Source organism: Flagellimonas aurea (assembly GCF_017313785.1).
Classification (GTDB): Bacteria; Bacteroidota; Bacteroidia; order Flavobacteriales; family Flavobacteriaceae; genus Flagellimonas; species Flagellimonas aurea.
Window position 1 is genome coordinate 149,426 of sequence record NZ_JAFLNL010000003.1, and the last position, 23,001, is coordinate 172,426.

23 protein-coding genes are annotated in these 23,001 nt (G+C 42.0%); 13 read left to right on the forward strand and 10 right to left on the reverse strand.

From position 1 onward, the window contains the following. The first annotated feature begins 20 nt into the window (after positions 1–20). On the forward strand, positions 21–761 hold the full coding sequence (gene lptB, locus J0656_RS06460; RefSeq protein WP_108246602.1) for an LPS export ABC transporter ATP-binding protein: 741 nt from the start codon (positions 21–23) through the stop codon (positions 759–761). A gap of 2 nt (positions 762–763) precedes the next feature. Here lptB and J0656_RS06465 read toward each other — a convergent pair whose 3' ends face one another. Next, complete coding sequence (locus tag J0656_RS06465) at positions 764–1,489, reverse strand: CDP-alcohol phosphatidyltransferase family protein (RefSeq protein ID WP_207032400.1); 726 nt, start codon at positions 1,487–1,489, stop codon at positions 764–766. Between the two features lie 101 nt (positions 1,490–1,590). Here J0656_RS06465 and J0656_RS06470 point away from each other — a divergent pair, with 101 nt between their 5' ends. The 8 genes from J0656_RS06470 to J0656_RS06505 all read left to right on the forward strand — a co-directional run bounded on the left by J0656_RS06470 (position 1,591) and on the right by J0656_RS06505 (position 11,211). Continuing rightward, the gene (locus J0656_RS06470) at positions 1,591–2,760 is read left to right on the forward strand and encodes a lipoprotein N-acyltransferase Lnb domain-containing protein (RefSeq protein ID WP_237688864.1); all 1,170 of its coding nucleotides are present in this window, start codon (positions 1,591–1,593) and stop codon (positions 2,758–2,760) included. Between the two features lie 21 nt (positions 2,761–2,781). Next, complete coding sequence (locus J0656_RS06475) at positions 2,782–4,653, forward strand: ABC-F family ATP-binding cassette domain-containing protein (RefSeq protein ID WP_207032402.1); 1,872 nt, start codon at positions 2,782–2,784, stop codon at positions 4,651–4,653. 40 nt (positions 4,654–4,693) lie between these two features. After that, positions 4,694–5,191, forward strand: a complete 498-nt coding sequence (locus tag J0656_RS06480; RefSeq protein ID WP_207032404.1) for a hypothetical protein — start codon at positions 4,694–4,696, stop codon at positions 5,189–5,191. Between the two features lie 17 nt (positions 5,192–5,208). After that, positions 5,209–5,370 carry a hypothetical protein gene (locus J0656_RS06485; RefSeq protein WP_207032406.1) on the forward strand — a complete coding sequence of 54 codons (162 nt, stop codon included), beginning with the start codon at positions 5,209–5,211 and terminating at the stop codon, positions 5,368–5,370. 58 nt (positions 5,371–5,428) lie between these two features. Further along, positions 5,429–5,986, forward strand: a complete 558-nt coding sequence (locus tag J0656_RS06490; RefSeq protein ID WP_207032408.1) for a cob(I)yrinic acid a,c-diamide adenosyltransferase — start codon at positions 5,429–5,431, stop codon at positions 5,984–5,986. Positions 5,987–6,111: 125 nt separating this feature from the next. Beyond that, positions 6,112–6,336 carry a DUF2795 domain-containing protein gene (locus J0656_RS06495; protein WP_013551418.1) on the forward strand — a complete coding sequence of 75 codons (225 nt, stop codon included), beginning with the start codon at positions 6,112–6,114 and terminating at the stop codon, positions 6,334–6,336. 134 nt (positions 6,337–6,470) lie between these two features. Continuing rightward, positions 6,471–9,833, forward strand: coding sequence for a preprotein translocase subunit SecA (secA, locus tag J0656_RS06500; protein WP_207032409.1), 3,363 nt, complete (start codon positions 6,471–6,473; stop codon positions 9,831–9,833). A 157-nt stretch (positions 9,834–9,990) separates the two neighbouring features. Further along, positions 9,991–11,211 (forward strand): sensor histidine kinase, encoded by a 1,221-nt coding sequence (locus J0656_RS06505; RefSeq protein ID WP_207032410.1) that lies wholly within the window; start codon positions 9,991–9,993, stop codon positions 11,209–11,211. Positions 11,212–11,388: 177 nt separating this feature from the next. Here the strand turns inward: J0656_RS06505 and J0656_RS06510 are convergent, their stop codons facing one another. Then, the gene (locus tag J0656_RS06510) at positions 11,389–11,625 is read right to left on the reverse strand and encodes a hypothetical protein (RefSeq protein WP_207032411.1); all 237 of its coding nucleotides are present in this window, start codon (positions 11,623–11,625) and stop codon (positions 11,389–11,391) included. 403 nt (positions 11,626–12,028) lie between these two features. Here J0656_RS06510 and msrA point away from each other — a divergent pair, with 403 nt between their 5' ends. After that, a complete protein-coding gene (gene msrA / locus J0656_RS06515; RefSeq protein ID WP_207032412.1) occupies positions 12,029–12,724 on the forward strand; it encodes a peptide-methionine (S)-S-oxide reductase MsrA in 696 nt (231 codons plus the stop codon). Positions 12,725–12,805: 81 nt separating this feature from the next. On the opposite strand, the gene J0656_RS06520 is transcribed toward msrA, so the two are convergent. From J0656_RS06520 to J0656_RS06535, 4 genes are all read right to left on the reverse strand, one after another. After that, positions 12,806–14,263, reverse strand: coding sequence for a hypothetical protein (locus J0656_RS06520; protein ID WP_207032413.1), 1,458 nt, complete (start codon positions 14,261–14,263; stop codon positions 12,806–12,808). Further along, positions 14,235–14,837, reverse strand: coding sequence for a hypothetical protein (locus tag J0656_RS06525; protein WP_207032414.1), 603 nt, complete (start codon positions 14,835–14,837; stop codon positions 14,235–14,237). The genes J0656_RS06520 and J0656_RS06525 overlap by 29 nt, the downstream gene beginning before the upstream one ends. Continuing rightward, positions 14,827–15,363, reverse strand: a complete 537-nt coding sequence (locus J0656_RS06530; RefSeq protein WP_207032415.1) for an RNA polymerase sigma factor — start codon at positions 15,361–15,363, stop codon at positions 14,827–14,829. The genes J0656_RS06525 and J0656_RS06530 overlap by 11 nt, the downstream gene beginning before the upstream one ends. A gap of 150 nt (positions 15,364–15,513) precedes the next feature. Beyond that, positions 15,514–15,939 carry an Ohr family peroxiredoxin gene (locus tag J0656_RS06535; RefSeq protein ID WP_207032417.1) on the reverse strand — a complete coding sequence of 142 codons (426 nt, stop codon included), beginning with the start codon at positions 15,937–15,939 and terminating at the stop codon, positions 15,514–15,516. Between the two features lie 211 nt (positions 15,940–16,150). Between J0656_RS06535 and meaB the strand changes: the two genes are divergently transcribed. The 3 genes from meaB to J0656_RS06550 are packed head-to-tail and all read left to right on the forward strand — an operon-like array spanning position 16,151 to position 19,045. Next, positions 16,151–17,194, forward strand: a complete 1,044-nt coding sequence (gene meaB / locus J0656_RS06540; RefSeq protein ID WP_207032419.1) for a methylmalonyl Co-A mutase-associated GTPase MeaB — start codon at positions 16,151–16,153, stop codon at positions 17,192–17,194. A gap of 35 nt (positions 17,195–17,229) precedes the next feature. Beyond that, complete coding sequence (locus J0656_RS06545; RefSeq protein WP_207032420.1) at positions 17,230–18,192, forward strand: glycosyltransferase family 2 protein; 963 nt, start codon at positions 17,230–17,232, stop codon at positions 18,190–18,192. Beyond that, a complete protein-coding gene (locus J0656_RS06550; protein ID WP_207032421.1) occupies positions 18,173–19,045 on the forward strand; it encodes a lysylphosphatidylglycerol synthase transmembrane domain-containing protein in 873 nt (290 codons plus the stop codon). Before J0656_RS06545 ends, J0656_RS06550 begins: the two co-directional genes overlap by 20 nt. Here the strand turns inward: J0656_RS06550 and J0656_RS06555 are convergent. The 4 genes from J0656_RS06555 to J0656_RS06570 form a co-directional block, all read right to left on the reverse strand. After that, positions 19,042–20,700 carry an ArnT family glycosyltransferase gene (locus tag J0656_RS06555; protein WP_207032422.1) on the reverse strand — a complete coding sequence of 553 codons (1,659 nt, stop codon included), beginning with the start codon at positions 20,698–20,700 and terminating at the stop codon, positions 19,042–19,044. The genes J0656_RS06550 and J0656_RS06555 overlap by 4 nt on opposite strands. Next, complete coding sequence (locus tag J0656_RS06560; RefSeq protein ID WP_207032423.1) at positions 20,697–21,266, reverse strand: phosphatase PAP2 family protein; 570 nt, start codon at positions 21,264–21,266, stop codon at positions 20,697–20,699. Before J0656_RS06560 ends, J0656_RS06555 begins: the two co-directional genes overlap by 4 nt. Next, positions 21,266–21,493: a DUF8828 family protein gene (locus tag J0656_RS06565; protein ID WP_207032424.1), complete on the reverse strand. Its 228-nt coding sequence runs from the start codon at positions 21,491–21,493 to the stop codon at positions 21,266–21,268. The genes J0656_RS06560 and J0656_RS06565 overlap by 1 nt, the downstream gene beginning before the upstream one ends. Positions 21,494–21,623: 130 nt before the next feature. After that, positions 21,624–22,991 (reverse strand): MATE family efflux transporter, encoded by a 1,368-nt coding sequence (locus tag J0656_RS06570; RefSeq protein ID WP_207032425.1) that lies wholly within the window; start codon positions 22,989–22,991, stop codon positions 21,624–21,626. Between the last annotated feature and the right edge of the window lie 10 nt (positions 22,992–23,001).

Here is a 23,001-nt window from a genome sequence, read left to right on the forward strand (position 1 = left end):
TTTAGTTTTGGCAAATTCCTATGAAGCTACGCGCAGAAAATATAATGAAGGCCTACCGGGGCCGAAAAGTTGTTAAGGGAATTTCCCTAGAAGTAAACCAAGGCGAAATTGTTGGGCTGCTGGGTCCAAACGGAGCTGGAAAGACCACATCTTTCTACATGATTGTTGGTTTGATAAAACCAAATGGCGGGAACATCTATCTGGATGACATGAACATTACCAGTTTCCCCATGTACAAAAGGGCGCAGAACGGAATTGGTTATTTAGCGCAGGAAGCATCGGTTTTCCGAAAATTGAGCATTGAAAAAAACATCCTGAGTGTGCTACAGCTCACAAAATTGAGCAAAAAAGAACAGCACATGAAAATGGAGTCCTTGATCGATGAGTTCGGTCTTGGACATATCCGCAAAAACCGTGGTGACCTGCTCTCAGGGGGGGAACGCCGTAGAACCGAGATTGCCCGTGCCTTGGCCACAGACCCAAAATTTATCCTTTTGGATGAACCCTTTGCCGGTGTGGACCCCGTAGCGGTTGAGGACATTCAGCGAATCGTGGCCCAGTTGAAGAACAAAAACATCGGTATTTTGATTACCGACCACAACGTTCAGGAAACCTTGGCCATTACCGAGCGCTCCTATTTGATGTTCGAAGGTGGTATCCTAAAAGCTGGTGTTCCCGAAGAACTGGCCATGGATGAAATGGTAAGAAAGGTCTACTTGGGCCAAAACTTTGAGCTTCGTAAAAAGAAATTGGATTTCTGAACCTACTTCTCCGAAGGCATCAGCAATGAAGCCAATACATAAAAAAGAATTATTACCGGTATCGCTAAAAACCGTAAGGTCAATAGCAACACCAGGCTTCCAATAATGAAAAGGTAACGAATCCCATTATCCTTAAAACCCCAATTCTTAAACTTTAATGCAAATAGTTTTATCGGGGAATTCAACAAATACGAACTCAAAACCGTTAAAACCACCAAAAACCAAGGATTTAGGATAATGTTACTCAATACCTCGTTGTTATGATACAGGAGAATCATGGGCAACGAAAGAATCAAAAGTGCGTTTGCTGGCGTTGGCAATCCTACAAAAGAAGAAACTTGGTTCTCATCCACATTAAACTTGGCCAATCTGTATGCCGAAGCCAATGTTATGGCAAAACCGACAAAGGGCAGCAGGGTAATTTCCGCATCGTGCCCAATGAAACCAAGGTTCCAACCGCCTCGTTCGGCCATGCTCAACAATTGGAACATGACCACACCCGGTACCAGCCCACTGGTAATCACATCGGCCAAGGAGTCCAATTGCACACCTATTTCGCTCTGTACACCAAGCAGTCGTGCAGCAAGACCATCAAAAAAGTCAAAGAAAATCCCGATAAACACAAAAAGCGCGGCCCACTCTAAATGATTGAGCACCGCGAACACCGTGGCAACACAACCACTTAATACATTGAGCAAGGTTAAAAAATTGGGAATATAGGACTTCATGAAATTAGATTTCCGTAAAAATAAAGGAAAAATTAAACTGTGTACAACGGATAGTAGACCGAGTCGTTTTTATTATGATATTTGTTCTGATAAAATACATAATGAAAAGAAAGCTGCACTTATTATTTTTTTGCTTTGCCATTGGGAACTTTCTATTTTCCCAAACCCCGCAGCTCACTGAAAACTCTAAAGTAAGCTTGCTCACCTGTGCCGCTGGCGACGAACTCTATTACGCTTTTGGCCACAGTGCTTTCCGGGTACAAGATTCTTCTTTGGGAATCGATGTAGTCTATAATTACGGGACATTTGATTTCAATCAACCAAACTTTTACCTAAATTTCACCAAGGGTAGAATGATCTATTCCCTTTCTCGTAGAAGTTTTGAAGCATTCCTTTACGAATACGAATTGGAAAAAAGATGGGTAAAAGAGCAAATTTTAGACCTAAGCATACAACAACGCAACCAACTCCTCGCTTTTTTTGAAGAAAACTATCTGCCCGAAAACAGAGATTACCTATATGACCCGCTGTTGAACAACTGTTCCAGCATCACGGGAGATATCTTAAAAGAACAATTTGGTGAAGCCATTGTTTTTGATGGTTCATATCTCGAGAAACAATATACTTTTCGCCAGCTGGTAAGGCAGTTTATGGATGTAAACACATGGTCCATGTTTGGTATTGACCTCGCTTTTGGCTCACCTGTGGACAGAAAGGCCACGGTTCAGGAACATATGTTTTTGCCTTATTACGCTATGGAGCAACTACGGCACACCACCTTGAACGGAAAACCTTTGGTAAAGAGGGAGCGTACCATTTTAGACTATAGCGAGCATACCCAAAAAAGTTTTTTTCCGCTCTCTCCCCTATTTTGGTTTTTGATGCTCTTGGCTTTTACGGCCGTCATCACCTATTTTGATTACAAACACAAGACACGTAGCCGCTGGCTGGATTTTTCGCTACTATTCATTACAGGATTGGTAGGAACCTTTCTATTCTTACTCTGGGTAGCAGCAGACCACACTTCTACCCCTTATAATTTTAATATTTTATGGGCATTTCCACCCAACGCGATTGTCGCTTTTGCCTTAGTGTTGCAAGATAAGGTTCCGCAATGGACTCCTAACTATTTATGGGGAGCTCTTGGCTTAATTGTCATTACGCTTTTGCTTTGGATAATTAAGATCCAGATTTTTTCTCCTGTCCTTATTCCTTTACTTTTGACGATGGCCATTCGATACCTGTACATCATCAGGTATTCCAAATTATAGACCGGCCCACAAACAATACCCATGAACTTACTAACGGTCGAAAACATATCAAAATCGTATGGGGAGCTGATGCTCTTCTCCGATATTTCCTTTGGAATCAACAAAGACCAAAAGATAGCCCTCATTGCCAAAAATGGAAGTGGCAAAACATCCATTCTCAATATCATGTCAGGAAAAGATACCTCAGAAACGGGTCAAGTGACCACGCGAAAGGGTATCAAAATATCATTTTTGGAGCAAGAACCCGACCTGAACCCCAATTTGACCATTGAAGAGACGATCTTTGCAACGGACAACGAAATTCTGCGGGTCATTGCATCCTACGAGAAGGCCGTGGAAAACCCCGATGATCAGGCACAATACCAAAAAGCCTTTGAGGCCATGGAGCGACTCAACGCTTGGGATTTTGAAACACAATACAAACAAATACTTTTTCAATTACAGCTCTCCAAGCTCGATGCCAAAGTGAGCACCCTATCTGGCGGACAAAAGAAACGTTTGGCCTTGGCCAACGCCCTCCTCAACAAACCAGACCTGATGATCTTGGATGAGCCTACCAACCACTTGGACCTTGAAATGATCGAATGGTTGGAGGCATACTTCGCCAAGGAAAGCATCACCCTGTTTATGGTTACGCACGACCGCTATTTTTTGGATAGGGTTTGTAATGAGATATTGGAACTGGACAACAACCAACTTTATACCTACAAGGGCAATTACTCCTATTACCTGAGTGAAAAAGAGGCCCGGATGGAACGTGAGGCCGTGGAGCAGCAAAAAACCAAAATGCTGTACAAAAAAGAATTGGACTGGATGCGCAGACAGCCCAAGGCCCGTACCACAAAATCCAAATCACGGATCGATGATTTTGCCGAAATCAAACAGCGGGCCCATCAAAGGCGCCAAGAGCACGAGGTACAATTAGAACTGAACATGGAACGGATGGGAAGCAAGATCTTGGAGCTTCACAATATTTCCAAATCCTATGGCGATAAGACCATCCTGAACAAATTTGACTACAACTTCACCAAAGGTGAACGTGTTGGCATTATCGGTAAAAACGGTACGGGAAAATCCACCTTTTTGAACATCATAACCCAACAAGAGAGTGTCGAGGGCGGTAAAGTAGTGGTCGGTGATACCGTAAAGTTCGGGTACTATACACAAAAAGGAATCCATGTTAAAGAAGGGCAAAAAGTAATCGATGTCATTCGGGAATTTGGTGATTTTATTCCTTTGAAGAAAGGACGCCAAATATCCGCACAGCAATTATTGGAGCGTTTCCTTTTTGACCGTAAAAAGCAATACGATTTTGTTGAAAAATTAAGCGGCGGGGAACGGAAACGTCTCTATTTGTGTACCGTGCTGATTCAAAATCCCAACTTCTTGATTCTGGATGAGCCCACAAACGACTTGGATATTGTTACCCTGAACGTACTGGAAAGCTTTTTGCTGGATTTTCCCGGCTGCTTGATCGTGGTCTCGCACGACCGTTACTTTATGGACAAAATCGTAGATCACTTATTTGTGTTCCGCGGAGAAGGTGTTATTGAAGATTTTCCTGGCAACTACTCAGATTATCGTACCTACGAGAGCAGTAAAATAATAGAAGAACGCGAAAACAAGACCACTTCTTCAGAAAAAATGGAGAACAACTGGAGGGATACCAGTGGTGGCAAATTGTCCTATTCCGAGCAAAAGGAATACAAACAATTGGAGAAGGACATCCAAAAGCTGGAAGAAAAGAAAACAAAGCTTCAGAACAAGTTCACCGACCCTGAACTGGATGGGGACGAAATCGCCAACCTATCCATCGAACTCAAAGAAGTAACCGATGCCATTGAGAAGAAAACGGAACGCTGGTTCGAGCTTTCTTCCATTCTAGAGAGTTAAATTGTCCCCTTGATGAGATTTTAGGGGTATAATCACAATGATGTTCAAAATACTTTCATACATAAAATTTATTCTCAAATCCACCAACCAACATGGAGTACATTCCCCTTTTGTGTTCCAATATGTGACGCAATGCCTCTACTCCAAAAAAAAGCTTCATTACAAGAAAAACATTAACACACTGCTAAAGACTATTGATTATTTTGGTTTTGAAAAGGTCAGCATCAAAAAAAATACTGAGTTCAAAGAATTGGTAAAACAGAACTTTCCCAATATCCAATTCAATGAAAATCCCGTCGACCTTATTTTTGTTGATGAAATGGACATTCCATCCTTTCAAAAAATACATTCTGAAGGAAAATTGCACAACAACAGCCTTATTTTGGTAAATTCCATTTATGACAACAAGGAGAATTTAGACAAGTGGAACCGTTTAATTCTCTTGCCGGAAATCACCGTAAGTATTGATATGTACCATTGCGGACTTATTTCCATCAGAAGAGAGCAAGTCAAGGAACATTTTACCATTCGAATTTAAAAAGGTAATTTTAGGTTATGGAAAATCTAGCAACGGATAACTCCATTTGGTTCATACTGGCCGTTTTGGGACTTATCTATCTGATTATTTTGTTCAGAAACAAGAAAGCGACAAAGCGTAGAAAATCCCGCAAGTTTATGGAGGGAAAACGCCAACACGACAAGAACAATGAACAATAACCATTCAAACTTTTACTTCTAATTGTTCATTGATTATTGCACATTGATAACTAACACCATGAAGATATATACCAAAACTGGGGACAAGGGCACCACTTCCTTATTTACGGGCACACGCGTCCCTAAACACCACGTTCGTATTGAAAGTTACGGCACCATAGATGAACTCAACTCCCACTTAGGACTTTTGAGGGATCAGGATATGGATGAACATTCCAAAAAAACGCTTAGCCTTGTCCAAGAAAAGCTTTTTACCGTCGGTTCCATATTGGCAACAGAGCCGAAAAAGGACAAAAGACTTAAAATTCCGCGTATAAGTTCCGAGGATATTGAATTTTTGGAACAGGAAATGGACCGAATGAACGAGGAGCTTCCGGAAATGACACATTTTATACTCCCGGGAGGGCATACCACCGTGTCATACTGTCATATTGCCAGAACGGTTTGCCGTCGTGGTGAGCGCATGATTTCCTATTTACATGAGAATGAACCGGTGCCAGAGAACATTTTATCCTACATCAACCGACTTTCCGATTATTTGTTTGTTCTGGCACGCAAATTGTCCAAAGATTTAAATGCCGAAGAGGTCAAGTGGATTCCTGAGAAGTTAGACTGACAAAATCACTTTTTTAACCTAAATGTTTTGTCAACAATAAAATAATTTTTAAATAATGGTGTTTTTACTTGGCAGATTGGGTTTAAAAATTATTTTTGCAAAAAATTTAAAATCAAACCGTTACTATGTACTGGACTTTAGAACTAGCTTCATATTTAAGTGATGCGCCTTGGCCAGCAACCAAAGACGAACTGATAGATTACGCCATTCGAACAGGAGCGCCGTTGGAAGTTGTAGAAAATTTACAATCGATGGAGGAAGAAGGAGGCGAGATATACGAGTCAATCGAAGAAATTTGGCCCGATTATCCCACCGAGGAGGACTATCTCTGGAACGAGGATGAATATTAGATCCGAAAGCACAAACCACGTTAAAAAGTCTCATTTGAGGCTTTTTTTTATGTAATTTTGACAGCCTAGCCGAAGAATTCCATCCTAATCCCATCAATGGAACGGCTTTTGACAATCAAAAGAAAAAACATTTCATGAGTTTTATTAATTCCGTACTTAAGGTTTTCGTAGGAGATAAATCGGAGAAGGATGTAAAGTCCCTACAACCTTTGGTAAAAGAGATAAAATCCTTTGAGCAACAACTTGAAGGATTGTCACATGATGAACTGAGACAAAAAACAGCGTCTTTTAAAGCAAGAATTGCTGAAGACTGTAAAGAAATCAACGATAAAATCGCCGAGCTGAAAGAAGAAGTGGAAAATTCGAACGACATTGATCGTAACGAAGAAATCTACTCCGAAATCGACAAGCTCAACGAAGAAGCCTATAAAATTTCCGAAAAAACTTTGGAAGATATCCTTCCCGAGGCCTTTGCCGTTGTAAAGGAAACTGCAAAACGATTTGCGGCCAACGAAACCTTAACGGTAACTGCCAGCGAATTTGACAGAGCACTTTCCAGCGACAAGGATTATGTTTCCTTGGAAGGTGACAAAGCGGTTTGGCAAAACTCATGGGATGCCGCAGGAAAAGAAGTAACTTGGGATATGGTGCACTACGATGTGCAGCTTATCGGAGGTATTGCACTACATCAAGGTAAGATTGCCGAGATGCAGACAGGTGAAGGTAAAACTTTGGTAGCAACCCTCCCGCTCTATCTTAATGCATTGGCTGGTAAAGGGGCCCACTTGGTAACGGTAAACGACTACCTTGCCAAAAGGGATAGCGCTTGGATGGCTCCCATTTTTGAATTCCATGGGCTTTCCGTGGATTGTATCGACAAGCACAGACCCAATTCAGACGGAAGAAGAGCAGCCTACAACGCCGATATCACATACGGAACCAACAACGAATTTGGTTTTGATTATCTCCGTGACAACATGGCGCACACCCCAGACGATTTGGTACAACGTCCACACCACTATGCCATTGTCGATGAGGTGGATTCGGTATTGATCGATGATGCCCGTACACCATTGATCATTTCTGGTCCGGTTCCCGAAGGAGACCGCCACGAATTCAATGAATTAAAGCCACAGGTGTCCAATATTGTTCAACAACAACGTCAGCACCTGACAGGAGTCTTGGCCGAAGCCAAAAAACTCATAAAAGAAGGAAATACCAAAGAAGGTGGTTTCTTGTTGCTACGAGTACACCGTGGACTTCCAAAAAATAAGGCACTCATCAAGTTTTTGAGTGAAGAAGGGGTCAAGCAATTGCTTCAAAAGACCGAAAACTTCTATATGCAGGACAATAATAGGGAAATGCCAAAAGTGGACGAAGACCTATTGTTCGTAATCGATGAAAAAAACAATCAAATAGAGCTTACCGATAAAGGAGTGGAATACATTTCCACCGATCAGGACAAAGAATTTTTTGTGATGCCCGACATCGGTAGTGAAATTGCCAAAATCGAGAACCAAAACCTCGAGATTGAAAAAGAAGCGGAGCTCAAGGAAGAACTCTTCAAGGATTTCGCCGTTAAAAGCGAGCGCATACACACCATGACCCAGTTGTTGAAGGCCTATACCCTATTCGAAAAGGATGTGGAGTATGTGGTGATGAACAACAAGGTAATGATCGTGGACGAGCAAACAGGTCGTATCATGGACGGTCGTAGGTACTCGGATGGTCTTCACCAAGCTATTGAGGCCAAGGAGAACGTAAAAATCGAGGCCATGACCCAGACTTTTGCGACAGTTACCCTGCAGAACTACTTTAGAATGTACAGCAAGCTGTCCGGAATGACGGGTACAGCGGTAACGGAAGCAGGTGAATTTTGGGAAATCTACGAGTTGGATGTGATGGAAATTCCAACCAATAGACCCATTGCTCGTGACGACAGGCAAGATTTGATCTACAAGACCAAGCGGGAAAAATACAATGCCATCATCGACGAGGTTACGAAACTATCTCAATCGGGCAGACCTGTACTGATTGGTACCACTTCCGTTGAAATTTCGGAATTATTATCCAAATTGTTGAGTGTCCGCAAGGTTCCTCACAATGTTTTGAACGCGAAGCTTCATAAAAAAGAGGCAGATATTGTTGCCGAAGCCGGTAAAGGCGGTATTGTTACCATTGCTACCAACATGGCCGGTAGGGGTACCGATATTAAATTATCCCCTGAGGTAAAAGAAGCAGGTGGTTTAGCCATTATTGGTACTGAGCGCCACGATTCCCGACGTGTGGACAGACAGTTGAGAGGTCGTTCCGGACGTCAGGGAGACCCTGGAAGCTCCCAGTTCTATGTTTCTTTGGAAGACAACCTGATGCGATTGTTCGGATCCGACCGAGTTGCCAAAATGATGGACCGTATGGGCTTGGAAGATGGTGAAGTGATACAGCACTCCATGATGACCAAATCCATTGAACGCGCTCAGAAAAAAGTAGAGGAAAACAACTTCGGTATCCGTAAGCGTTTATTGGAGTATGATGATGTTATGAATGCCCAACGGGAGGTAATCTACAAAAGAAGAAGACACGCATTGGAAGGTGAACGCCTAAAAGTGGACATCGCCAATATGATCTATGATACTTCTGAAGCCATTGCGGAGACCAATAAAATGGCCGATGATTTCAAGAACTTTGAGTTCGAGCTCATCAAATATTTCTCCATCACCTCACCTATTGATGAAGAAGAATTCAAGAAAATGAGCTTTCAACAGATTGCCAATAAAGTCAACGACGAGGCTTACAAGTACTACAAAGAAAAAATGGAACGTAGTGCCACGGTTGCCTTCCAAGTCATCAAAAAGGTTTATGAAGATCAGACCAACAAGTTTGAGCGCATCGTAGTCCCCTTTACGGATGGCATCAAATCCTTGAACGTTGTCACCAACTTGGAAAAGGCATACAATACGAATGGAAAGCAATTGATTACCGATTTTGAAAAAAATATCACGCTGGCCATTATCGATGACTCATGGAAAACGCACTTGCGCAAAATGGACGAATTGAAACAGTCCGTACAGTTGGCCGTTCACGAGCAAAAAGACCCATTATTGATCTATAAGTTCGAAGCTTTTGAGCTTTTCAAAGAAATGATCGACAAGGTAAACCGCGAAGTAATATCGTTCTTGTTCAAAGGAGAATTACCTTCCGAAAACACTTCTCAAATCCAAGAGGCCAGGAACGTTCGCAGACCAAAGGAGAATATTCAGACTTCTAAAGAGGAAATACCGAACAGTGATGAGTTGGCCGCACAGAACAGAGCTGCAGGCCAAACCCAGGGACAGCGACCTCAAGTAACAGAAACCATTGTTCGGGAAAAACCGAAAATTGGCAGAAACGAAAGGGTTACCATTAAAAATGTAATGTCCGGTGAGAGCAAAACAGTCAAGTTTAAACAGGCCGAACCCCTTATAGACAAAGGAGAGTGGGTTTTGGTGAACGACTAATCCAAACCTTATAACAAGTATAAAGTGGTAGTTATTAAAGCTGCCACTTTTTTTATATCAAAAACATAGTTAGATTTACATCGTAAAACACCCCATAAAGCTACTCTATTATACCGATTCAACCTTTTTATGATAGAGGGATATTCACGCGCAGCATATGAAAAGTCCTGGTAAGGATACATATAGGATACAAGATAAGATTACTTTGATACTAAAGGTAAATTACAATTCTTCCTTCTTTGCTGCCATCTTTGGATTGGTATGCTACTTCTTTTTGGGCATAGATGGCATTGTTCCATATACCTTTTGGGGCTATGCAACCATAAATCTGATAAATACATTGCTGTACAAGCAACATGAAAAATTGGTGCTCACCTATAACCTGACCTCTATTTTGTCTATGTTGGGCGCAATTGTGATTACCCTCTACAGCGGCGGTATAGACAGCCCGTTCGTTTTTGTTTTGGCGATAATAGTGTTTGCCGGTTATGTGACCACAAAAGTATTTGGCCAATTGTACCTCATACTAAATTTGGCCGTTCTCACCTTGCTTTTCCTATACGATACAGGTGATTTTAAGATATCTGAAAATACAATACCTTTAGAATCGCGCGATTGGTTTGCTTATTTGAGTGCCATGTTCGCTGTATACTTGTTGGGAGGGGTATTTGGTAAAAACCTTTTAAGTGCCCACCATAGGTTGTACAAATCCCGTAACGAAATTCAGGAGCGTATCGATGAAAAAGAGATACTTCTGAAAGAGGTACACCATCGCGTGAAAAATAACTTACAGACAGTTTCGAGCTTACTGAGCCTACAATCGCGATCTATTGACGATAGTAAAATCAGTAACATCATCAAAAGTAGCCAAAATAGGGTGGTATCAATGGCCATGGTACACGAAATGCTCTACAAGCGTGATGATTATCTATCCAAAATAGAGTTGAAACCATACGTTCAGGAGTTGTGCGACTATTTGGTTAGGTCCGTAAAAGGCAGCGTGAACGATGTAAAGGTCAATCTGGATATCAACAATTACAAGTTGAGCATTGACACGGTGATTCCCTTGGGCCTGATCATCAACGAAACTATTACCAACGCACTAAAGTATGGAATTGCAGAAGTCCAAAATGGTGAAATCCATGTTTCTGTAGAAAAAATTGATGACAATCGGTACAGAATGCACCTTGGGGATAACGGAATTGGTTATTCCGAGGAAATAAATCCAAAAACATCCAACTCACTTGGATTAAAACTCATCTACAACCTTGCACGACAACTAAGAGGCTCTATTACCAGGGACTATGCCAAAAAAGGAACCCACTACACTATAGAGTTTGAAGAAGTGATAGAACAGTTCAACTCTGTGGATCAGTAGAACAAGTAAGATTTGGCAGAAATGAAAAGGTCGGCTTACACCGACCATTCCTACCTATTTCCAATATAAACTTAAACTTCTATAGTTTTCTTTCCCTGAAAGAGAAGGCTATACTTGCCAAAACAAAGGCGATACTTAACGACAACACAAAGGGTATCAACATATCCAACACCATAATTAAGCCAATTTTGACTTATCGTTCTTTGTTTTAAAAGTAAGCTCTTTTTTGATTTTGGAGTTTTTAAACTTGTACAATCTAGCTGTTTTTCTATCCTTTCTGATTGTATGGTTGATTTCGATTTTCAACTCAACACCAACAGTAAGGGTATCAACTTTAGTTTCTTTGGGAGCATTTTGGGCAAAAGCCATGGTTCCGAAAAAAGTTACTGCGATAATGGTGAAAATTGTCTTCATTTGTTCTGTTTGTTTAACGATGTAAAATTACTTTCACGAACAAGGTCAAATCGATTTCCCTCGCTCAATGACACCTTTCTTTCGGTGAATAAATTTTTATCGGTTGAAGTGTTTTTTATCGACGACGAACGTTTTTAGGTCCAAAAACAGCATAACGAAGGCATGTGCATTTCATCGATAATCCGCTTTGCAGTTCATCTGTAACCTACTGAACAGCAATAATTTGTTTGTAAGAAAAAGATTAATTTTTTCAGGTCTACGTAAGAAAAAATGACTAAAATTGACATTTATCAATTTGAAACCTAGGATGGAGGTATTTCATCTTTAAGAAGGATGATTAACATTTTTTAACGGCCATCCAAGTAATTGTTGGTATCTTATTACAACTAAACAAGAAACTAAAATGAAAATCGTGAGAACTCCATTTTTAATTCTACTCCTAATGGCATCTATAAGTTGCCAACCCAAAAACAAATCCGACAAGCAGGAAGTTGCCCAAACAGAAGAATCGGACACCCACATAGCAACTAAATTGAGTGCAGAGCAACTCCAAGAATATGAGACAGCTTATTTTGCCAGCGGATGCTTTTGGTGCGTGGAAGCCATTTTTGAAAGCGTAAAAGGCGTTAAAGAAGTATATTCCGGATACTCGGGGGGTACAGAAAAGAACCCCACCTACGAAGAAGTTTCCTATGGCAGGACTCATCATGCAGAAGCGGTAGAGGTATTCTATGACCCCGATGTGATATCCTTTACCCAATTGGTCCAAGTATTTTTTGGTTCCCACGACCCCACGACCCTAAACCGTCAAGGGCCCGACCGCGGTGCCCAATATCGTTCCATTGCCTTTTATAAAAACGACAAGGAAAAAAAGATCATTTTGGATTACATGGATAAACTTAGGGTTGAAAATGTATATGGTGACCGCGCTATAGTAACAGAGGTGACTCCTTTTGAAAAATTTTATAAAGCTGAAGCATATCATCAGGACTACGAAAAACGTAATCCGAACAACAGTTATATCAGAAATGTTTCGATTCCTAGGTTGAATCGTTTCAAAGAGAACTTTAAGTCCTACCTAAAAGAAGATGCTCATTGATAAGTGATGTGGTAGGTGCTGGTCGTTGAAGAGTTATATCGACCAATATTCGAGGTGGTTCCTTGGGACGGGCAAAACAAGCTAGTTCTTAAGAACCACCTCGCTGTATTTGGAATTGATTTTGATGGTCTTGCCACCATTCTTGCTGATGTTATAACCTGTATGCAGATTGGACCCATGATTCTTCACAGAGGTCAACTTTAATGTTTTTGGGTACGTAAAACCAGAGGTTGTTTCATTTACAGAGATAACGTAGGAAGCTTCCGGAAGTTTACAGTCAAGTTCACCGTTTTCCATGGAAATGTTGATGGTATTGAAACCACTGGCTACCTCATCAATGCTCAAGGCACCAAAATTATTGGTCACCAATGCATTGTTCACCACCCTCCCGATTACTACGTTGGATGATACCGAGTTCAGTTTCAAATCCTTTACCTCTTTCAAATTCACCTTATCGGAGTAATCCGTCTTCAGGCTGCCATAGTTCCAATTTTGCACCACAACAGGGGAATAGGACACTCGAATATCGGTATTGGCCCCATCAATGGTAGAGGCAAGCAAGCTTGCGTAGGACAAGCTTGCGTTGATGTTTTTGGCATTCTCTGCCAATTTTACCTCACCGTGGCGCACATTCATTTTTACCTTAATGTACTTCGGCATTTTGATGATGATTCGTTTTTTGACCTTATACTCTTTATGTTTCCCGTCAGATGAAAAATAGAACACATTTGGGCTTCCGTGTACCCTTACCTCTTCACGTAGTTTCTGTCTGAACTCCGCCTGCTCAGCTCTAATTTCTGCTTGGTGGGCACGAATCTCTTCACGTTGTTCCTGAATCCTCTCATGCATTTCTTCACGTACTTTTTCGCGCTCTTCCCTAACTTTCTCACGTTCGCCCCTCAACTCTTGTCTCCGGGCCTCGCGCTCCTCGGCCAATTTTTCCATCTCTTCGCCCCATTTCGCAAAACGCTCCTTGTACTCCTTGTCAAAGTTTTTATCAAACTCCTTCTTCCATTCCTTCATATATTTATCACCGTCTTTTTTATAGGCGTCGTAATCAAAATTTATATTAGGTATTGGGGGCAAGGGTGGCATTGATGTCATTACCGCTATTTCAGCAAAATCAATCTCTGGCATTTCCGGTATCTCCACACTGGCCATGATCTCGGCAACCGAGGGCATTTCGGGAATATCGATGTTCACCGTGTTAAAATCGAAGGCATAGCTAGGCCCGGCCCCTTCGGTACTGACCTCTATTTCCTTGCTGTTGCCCATAATTTTGACCAAATCCTTTTTAAAATAAGAATCGGCTTCCTCCTTCTCCACTCCTTCCAGTTCGATTACTGCCGTAATTTCCACCTGGTCTTTGTCCCAAGTCTCAAATTGGATATCCGCATAACTGGTATTGATGTTCAGTTCCGTGTCGTTATCGACATCGAAGGTTTCCTTGTAGGTTTTGGACTTCTCCTGCGCTTGGCCGGTAAATCCGACCAAGGCAAGAAGCAATCCGCTAAACAATATTTGATGATTCCTGTTCATTTTTTGATGATTTTAATTGATTCAACTTTGATTTTAATTTTTGCAACAACTGCAACCGTAGCTGTAGGTTGTTGATCAAGGCATTGATGGTTTGATCATTAGGGCCCAATTCGTTCAACTCCTGATTAAGTCTCTGATATTCCTTGTTCAGTTCCGCCAAGCGATCCATATAGCTATCCACAAGCTCCTTGTTTCCAGGGTCATCGGCCAATTCAGCTAGTTGCAGATTGATATTAGTGGTATAATACGTTTCGATTTTCCTAAGATCAGGGGAAAGATCGCCCAATGAAATACCTTGATCCTCTATACTCTGGGTCCCCCTGTCCACTACGGTAATATTTTCATCCGGGTCCACCGATCCCCCATTGTTATTGAAATAATAAACGGACAACCCTACAGCAACCACAACAGAAGCGGCAATCTGCATCCAAAGGGAAATGACCTTTTTCTTGGGAGGATTATTGGGCAACTCCTCATCTAGCTTCGCAAAAAAGCGGTCCTCATGTCCTTCCCTCATTTTGAAGCCTTTTTGCTCCCTTTCCTTTTCAAACAATTCTCTAAGATCACGTGCCATAAGCTAAATCTTTTAATTTTTCCTTTAATTGTGTCTTTCCTCTAAGCAATCGGGTGCGCGATGCGGTTTCGGTTATTCCAAGTATTTCAGAAATTTCCGAGTGGTCGTACCCTTCCACTAAGAACAATTGCACAACATACCTATATTTTTGGGGCAACTCTTCAATCGCTTTCTTTACCTGGTCAATGGAGATTCCTTCCTCCACCGACCAATCATCTTCCTCTGCCACTTGCAAATAGCTCTCATTGAGTTCCACTGTTCGTTGGTGCTTCGACTTTAAAAAATCGATACTGCCGTTCACAACAATTCTTTTCAACCAGGCCCCGAAAGTCACATCGCCTTTAAACTGTCCTATCCGCTGAAACGCTTTTATAAAGGAATCTTGGAGTACATCCTCGGCATCATCAGAATTTTTCAAAAACCTCATGGCCACACAAAACATACCATCGCAATACTGACGGTACAGTTGCATTTGTGCCTGGCGGTCGTTCACCTTGCACTTTTCTACAAGCTCTATATGGAGCACACTCGGTTCTATGTCTGGTTTTTTAGTTGTTCTGTATTAAGGACGATGCAAAAAAAGCAACGTTGCAAATTAGTGCGTTTTTGGCGCATTTTTAACAAAAAAAGCCCCGTTGAAAAATCAACAGGGCTCATTATTAAGAAGTTAATCCGATTATTCGTCCAACAACAAATTCAGATGAACGGTAATATTATCGCGTGTGGCCTTGCTGTAAGGGCACATTTCATGGGCCTCCTTGATAATGGTCTCGCCCGTTTTTTTATCAACAGTGGGCAAATAGGTGTCCAAGGTAACTTCCAAGAAAAATCCTTCCTCCTCCTTATTGAATGCCACTATTGCAGTAACATTGAAATCTCCTAGGTCATCAATATCATGGTTTTTGGCAACGGCCTCTACCGCACCTGCGTAGCAAGTGGAGTAAGCTGCAGCAAAAAGTTCCTCGGGATTGGTGGATTTTGGATCAGGCTTTCCCTTAGAATTCGGCATGCTTATAGGAAAGTCCAAAACACCGTCCTCGCTCTTTACGTGTCCTGATCTTCCTCCTGTATTGGTGGCCTGGGCCTCAAAAATAGTCTTCATCTTTTAAATGTTTATAGGTTCATAAAAATCGACAGCTTTGCAGTTGCCGATCATTAAACGAATAAGGTACCAATTTGCTAGCAGATGTCAGCTCAAATAGATATTAAATTTTTGTGAAATGGATAGATTGGAAATCCGCCTTCAAACCGACCAAAGAACTGACAAACCCGTAAAATCTTCATAAATTCGTATAAACTGATGAACCGTACGCTTGGCAGACAATAATAAAATACCTTCGGACACCATTTCCAAAATCAAGGCACTCAGAAAACAAGAGCTTTCTGCCGATGCCTTGGCACAAGGTATTTTTGATGGCAACAAAGCTATGCTTGCCAAAGCCATAACGCTGCTGGAAAGCACAAAGACGGCCCATTTTGAAAAAGCCAATGCCGTTATTGAAAAGTGTTTGACCCGACCTACGAACAGTATTCGTTTGGGAATTACGGGGGTTCCAGGTGTGGGTAAAAGTTCGTTTATAGAAACCTTGGGCAAAACCCTGACCGACCAAGGCAACAAAGTGGCCGTTTTGGCCGTGGACCCCACCAGTTCTCTGAGCAAGGGAAGCATTTTAGGAGACAAGACCCGAATGGAGACCCTGGCCAAGGACCCTAATGCCTTTATCCGACCCTCCCCTTCTGGAACCTCTCTGGGCGGAGTGGCCCAAAAAACACGGGAAAGCATCATGCTGTGCGAAGCCGCAGGATACAATGTCATCTTAGTGGAAACGGTTGGCGTTGGTCAAAGTGAAATAGCTGTGCACAGTATGGTTGATTTTTTCCTTCTGTTGAAGTTATCAGGAGCTGGAGACGAACTCCAAGGCATAAAAAGGGGCATTATGGAAATGGCCGACGCCATTGCCATCAACAAAGCGGACGGCAGCAATCTGGAACATGCCCAGTTGGCCGTAACCGAATTCTCCAGGGCATTGCACCTCTACCCGCCAAAAGCCAACGGCTGGACCCCAAAAGTGATGAAGTGTTCCGCTATGGAGAAAACAGGGATTGAAGACATCTGGGAAATGGTGCAGCAATTCGTTGTGCACAATAAGGAAAACGGCTTTTTTGAAAAGAACAGACAACAACAGAACAAAAACTGGTTCTTGCAGACCGTGGACGAGTACATCAAACAATTTTTCCATCAAAAAGAAACCTTTAAAACAGAACAGGCCAAGTTGTTGACGGAAATCGAAGAGCACAAAATTTCACCGTTCTACGCCGCCAAAATCCTATTGGACAAGATTACCAAGGAACTTTAAATAAAAGCAATAAATTTGCACAGATTTTATACCGAATGAGCACCGTCACCGATTCCCTTTTATCCATAGTGGTTCCTTTGTACAACGAGGAGGACAATGTGGTTCTATTGACCCAAAAAATCAACGAAAGCCTTGAGGGGTACAATTACCAAATTGTGTACGTGGATGATTTTTCCACTGATAAAACCCGAATCAGGGTCAAGGAAATGGACGACAAAAGGGTTCATTTGATCGAGCTGAAAAAGAACTACGGCCAAAGTTTGGCCCTGGCGGCAGGAATTGACTATGCCGAAGGCGAATACATTATCACGATGGATGGCGACCTCCAGAACGACCCTTCCGACATTCCAAATATGTTGGAATACGCCATTACAGAAGAATATGATCTGGTGACAGGCATCCGTCAGAAACGAAAGGACTCCCAAGTCAAAAAAATACCGTCCAAAATCGCTAACTTTTTGGTGCGCAGGGTAACTAAACTAGATATTAAGGACAACGGGTGTGCACTAAAGGTTTTTACCAAGGACATTGCCAAAAGCTTGAACCTGTACGGTGAAATGCACCGTTTTATCACACTTTTGGCCCATTTGGAAGGTGCGCAAATCAAACAAGTTCCCGTAAAGCACCATGCCAGACATGCTGGGGTTTCCAAATACGGACTCGAACGTGTTTTTAAGGTAGTGGCCGATATGATGCTGTTGCTTTTCATTAGAAAATACTTCCAACGCCCCATCCATTTGTTCGGGATTTTTGGAGTGTTGCTGGTCATCCTTGGCATCTTGATCAATGTGTATTTGTTGATCGTGAAACTTGGATTTGGACAGGACATCGGAACCCGACCCTTACTCATTTTTGGTATGATGTTCATTGTTGGGGGCATCCAATTGTTTACTATTGGCATTGTGATGGAACTCTTGATCCGTACTTATTACGAATCACAGCAAAAACGACCATATCGCATCAAAAAAATAAGCATAGGTGACGGAAAAGCTGCGTAAAAGGGGCATTACCGCCCTAAAAATCATTGTTAGTGCGGTCCTTATTTACTTTATTTTCACAAAAATAGAGTTGAAGGATGTAGTCCAGACCCTGAAAAAGAGCGACCCGCTCTATATATTTCTGGCAGTTCTGTTTTTTGTGTTATCCAAAATATTGTCGGCTTTTAGAACCAACTTGTTTTTCCATCAAATTGGCGCCAAGCTTACCCAATGGAGTAATTTAAAGTTGTCTTTGTTGGGAATGTTCTACAATCTCTTTTTGCCTGGAGGGGTGGGTGGTGATGCTTACAAAGGCTATCTCATCCAAAAAGAATATCAGCCAGGGACAAAAAAAGTGGTTTCCAGCATCTTGTTAGATCGTTTAAATGGAATGTTGCTGCTTTTTGTGTATGCCTGTGTACTTGCCCTACTGTCCAAAAATGAGTTTTTTCAAAGTTTTTATTGGTTGATTACAACGGCTATTCCTTTGAGCGTTGTTGTATTTTGGTTGGTGAACAAGACCTTTTTTCCCTATACCCTACCCATATTTTGGAAAGCTGTAGGGTTTTCGGCCCTGGTACAGTTATCACAGTTGGTCAGCATACTTTTTATTTTGAAGTCTTTGTCCATCAGCTTGGACACCGTTGAATACCTTTTTGTGTTTTTGATCTCTTCGATTGTCTCCGTGATTCCTTTGACCATTGGAGGGATTGGCAGTAGGGAGGTTACGTTTTTATATGGAGCCAAATGGCTTGGGTTGGATGAGAGCACATCCATAGGTATCAGCTTTACCTTCTTTTTGATTACGGCACTTACTTCGCTCTTCGGTATCATCTACCACTTCAATAAGCCAAAGTTGGAATCGGTAGATTAATCCAGATGCACCAAATGCATTTTGTTCAATTTATCTTCACGAGTATTCGGATTCAAAAACTTAGCCTGCAGTCGGGTAATGCGGAACTGATCCACGGTAATTTGATTGTCCCAAGCAATTCCATTTTTCTTTAATTGATTCAATTCTTCGTCGGTAGCGTAGACCCAGACATCTTTAAAGTTTTTTAGCTCAGTGACAGAAACAATATTCACAGGGTTTTTATTGTAAAAATCCAACGACCAAGAATATCTCTCTGAAACCTTGTAAATGTTGTCCACGGGAATGTTCTTCTCCTGTATCTTTTCTGCCATATTGGAACCACCTTGATAATCGAGCAGTTTGGGGTAAAAATGGGCATTCATTAAACCGTTCAACAGCACTGAACTCAAAATGCCTACCGTTACAATTTTTGTGTAGGGAGTTTCTTTTTGAATGATTAAATATGAAACCAATCCGAGCGCTATCAACAATAACAAATAGCTGTACCAATGCTCCAATTTGAAGACGTAGAAGCTCACCAACAGCGCGAAGACTACCACCAATCCCAATATAAAATATTGGACACCCAAAATTACCTTGGCCATCTTCAATTTATGATTCTGATACAGAGCAAATAGAAAAGCTGCGGATAAAATTGAATACAGAGGCATCAGAATATTCATGTAGTGCGGCAATTTAAACTGCGCAAAACTGATAAGCAGGAACAAAATGGAAATCCCGCCCACGGTAAGAAATTCCAAATTGGGCCTGTAAGCAAACTTGGCTTCCCAGAAGGCTTTTATTTTTGTCCAATACCCAATCAACGCCAGAACCGTCCAAGGCAGGAACACCCATAAAAAGGTATGGAAGAAAAAGAAAAAGTCGCTACTGTTCTTCCCAACGCCCTCACCGCTCATCCTTTCAAAACTCTGCTCCCAAAAAATAAAGAAGATACCGCTACGGTTGTCTTTTCCACGGATCACTTTCTCTGGATGCAAATCAAATTGATGGTAATACGCATATAACATCGGAGCTATGGTCAAACCAAAAACAACCAAGGCAACCAGTAATTTCCAATTGAGCAATCTTTCCCATTTTCGGGTGTAGACCAAATGACACAGAATGGAAATACCTATCACGACCAAGGCAATCTGCCCTTTGGTGGAAAAAGCTATTCCCGCTCCAAAGGCCCCCAAGGCAATACTTTTCAGCGTTCCTTTTTCAATATAAGTGGCCAATTGCCAGATGGAAAAAATGGTGAATCCAGTAAGGACAGCATCGGTACGGACATCGATATTGGCCAAGACCATGGTTTGGGCCGTCATAAAAATCAATGAGGCAAAACGCCCTACATCTTTGTTATACAGTAGCTTTCCGAGTCCGTAGCAACTATAAGCCCCCAACAAAGTGGACAAAATACCTGGAATGCGATAGGCCCAATCGTGAATACCAAAAATTTTATAGGAAAGTGCGGCCAACCAATAATGCATGTGTGGTTTGTCCAGATACTCTTCGGGACCTTTAAAAAGGCTCAAAAAATCATTTTCCTGTACCATTCGCATGGCCATGACCGCAAATTGCGCGGAATCGTTCTCGAACAGGGTCACGAACATCCCAATGATGTACACCAAGACAATCAATCCAATATAAAACCAGTATCTGGCGGTCGAGATCATACCCCTATTTTTTGGAAAGCAAATATAGCCAACTTGGCCCACAACCAACCGAAAAGTGAACCTATCAAGGCGCCTGTCAGCACATCCAACGGATAGTGCACGCCAATATAAATACGGCTATAGGCCACAATACAGGCCCAAAGCAGCAAAACCCAAGAAATATATTTCACCTTTTTTCCGAACAACACCGTAAAGAAAATCGCTGGGCCAAATGAGTTGGCTGCGTGCGCAGAAAAATACCCAAATTGTCCACCGCAGTAGCTTTTTACCAATCGCATTGCACTGCTTACTTCGGGTTCGTGGCAGGGACGCAAGCGGCCGATGCCATACTTAAAAAAGTTGGACAGTTGATCGGTACAGGTAATCAGCAAAGCGATGGAGACCAAAATAATTCCTGTTCCCTTCCAACCAAAGGTTCGGTAAGATAAATAGAGTAACAGCAGATAAAGCGGCGCAGAGTTTCTAGTGGTCGTGATGAACATCCAGAAGCCGTCCCACGTTTCGGTTCCCAATCCGTTAAGGAACAAAAACAGTTCTTTATCATATTGCAGCAGTTGTTCGATCATCAATCGTCGTATCTGGAGACTTCTCGATCATAAAAAGCAGTGGCGGCCTCGATCAGGTTTTCTGTTTCGTCCATTAAATCAGCTTCATCTTCTTTGGAGAATTCTTCCATCCATTCTACTTCATCATTTTCCAGATTGATGATGAATCGTGGGTATTCCGTATGAACAATAAAAATGGCCTCGGGAAAATCCGTATTATCGGCCAATAAAAATTTAGGTAGTTCCATGTGTTCTAATTTTGATTCCAATCGTGGAATCTAATATCTATTTTTTTATCACGTCATGTTGAACTTGTTTCAACATCTCATCTAGATTATTTTTTTGATGAGACCCTGAGACAAGCTCAGTGTGACGAAACTATTTTAATATCAATTTCTTGGTCAAATAGTTGAATCGAAGATACAACATTACGGCCGATGCGGTAAGGCCCGATAACAATCCGATCCAAATTCCAGTGCTTTCCAAATTAGTGCGCAATCCCAAATAAAAACAAATCGGGAAACCGATCAACCAATAAGCGATGAAGGTAATGAGAGTCGGTATCTTCACATCTTGCAGACCGCGCAACGCTCCCAAAACCACCACTTGAAGCCCATCGGAAATCTGAAAAAATGCCGAAACCAACAACAATTTGGCAGCAATAAATATCACTTCGGTATTATCGGCCTGATTTGCGATATCGTCCACATCCAAATAAATGGTGGGGAACCAATGTCTTCCGATCAAGAAAATGGCCGCGAAGGCTATTTCCACAAGCAAGGTCAAGAAAAATACCGATTCGGCGATGCGCTTGAGTTCTTTATGGTTTTGAAGTCCTTTTTGGTTCCCGACCCTGACCATTGCTGCAACACTTAGTCCAGTTCCTACCATAAACGTCATACTGCTCAAGTTCAAGGCAATCTGATTGGCAGCCTGCGCATTTTTTCCCAAAACCCCGCTCAACCAAATGGCCGCGGTAAAAATGGCGACTTCAAAAAACATCTGTAATGCTGATGGAAAACCAAGGTTGATGATTTTTTTCATCACTTTCTTTTCAATACTTCTAAAGTTGAAATGGGTCACGTAGAATTCAAACTTCTTTTTTCGTTGGAGCAGATACCAAATAAATGCGACCATGATCACACGTGAAATCAAGGTGCCAACGGCTGCCCCTACAATCCCCATTTTGGGAAATCCGAAGGAACCAAAAATGAGAAGGTAGTTTAAGGTGATGTTGACCACATTGGCCACGATTGTCGTGTACATCGGGTATTTGGTCTGCGACAATCCATCAGAAAACTGTTTAAAAGCCTGGAATATGATCAAAGGCACCAGGGAAAAAGCCACCAAATCCAAATAGGGCAAAGCAAGTTCCACAACCTCAGGAGGCTGCTCCATATGGTGCATCAAAGGTTTGGAAACTTGAATGAGTCCAAATAGGGACAATCCCAATAAGGTACACAGCACCAAACCGTGTTTTAGGGCACTTTTGCCCGCCGCTTGGTCTTTTGCTCCATCCGCTTCGGCGACCAAAGGCGTAATGGCCGTGGAGAAACCAATACCAAGGGACATGGCGATAAAAACGAAACTGTTCCCCAAAGAAACGGCTGCCAGTTCGGCGGTTCCCAACTGCCCCACCATAATATTGTCCGCAAAGGCCACAAAGGTATGACCCAGCATCCCCAAGATTACGGGGTAGGACAATTTAAGATTATAGGCAAATTCTTTGGTGTAGTTTTGAAACACAACGGATACT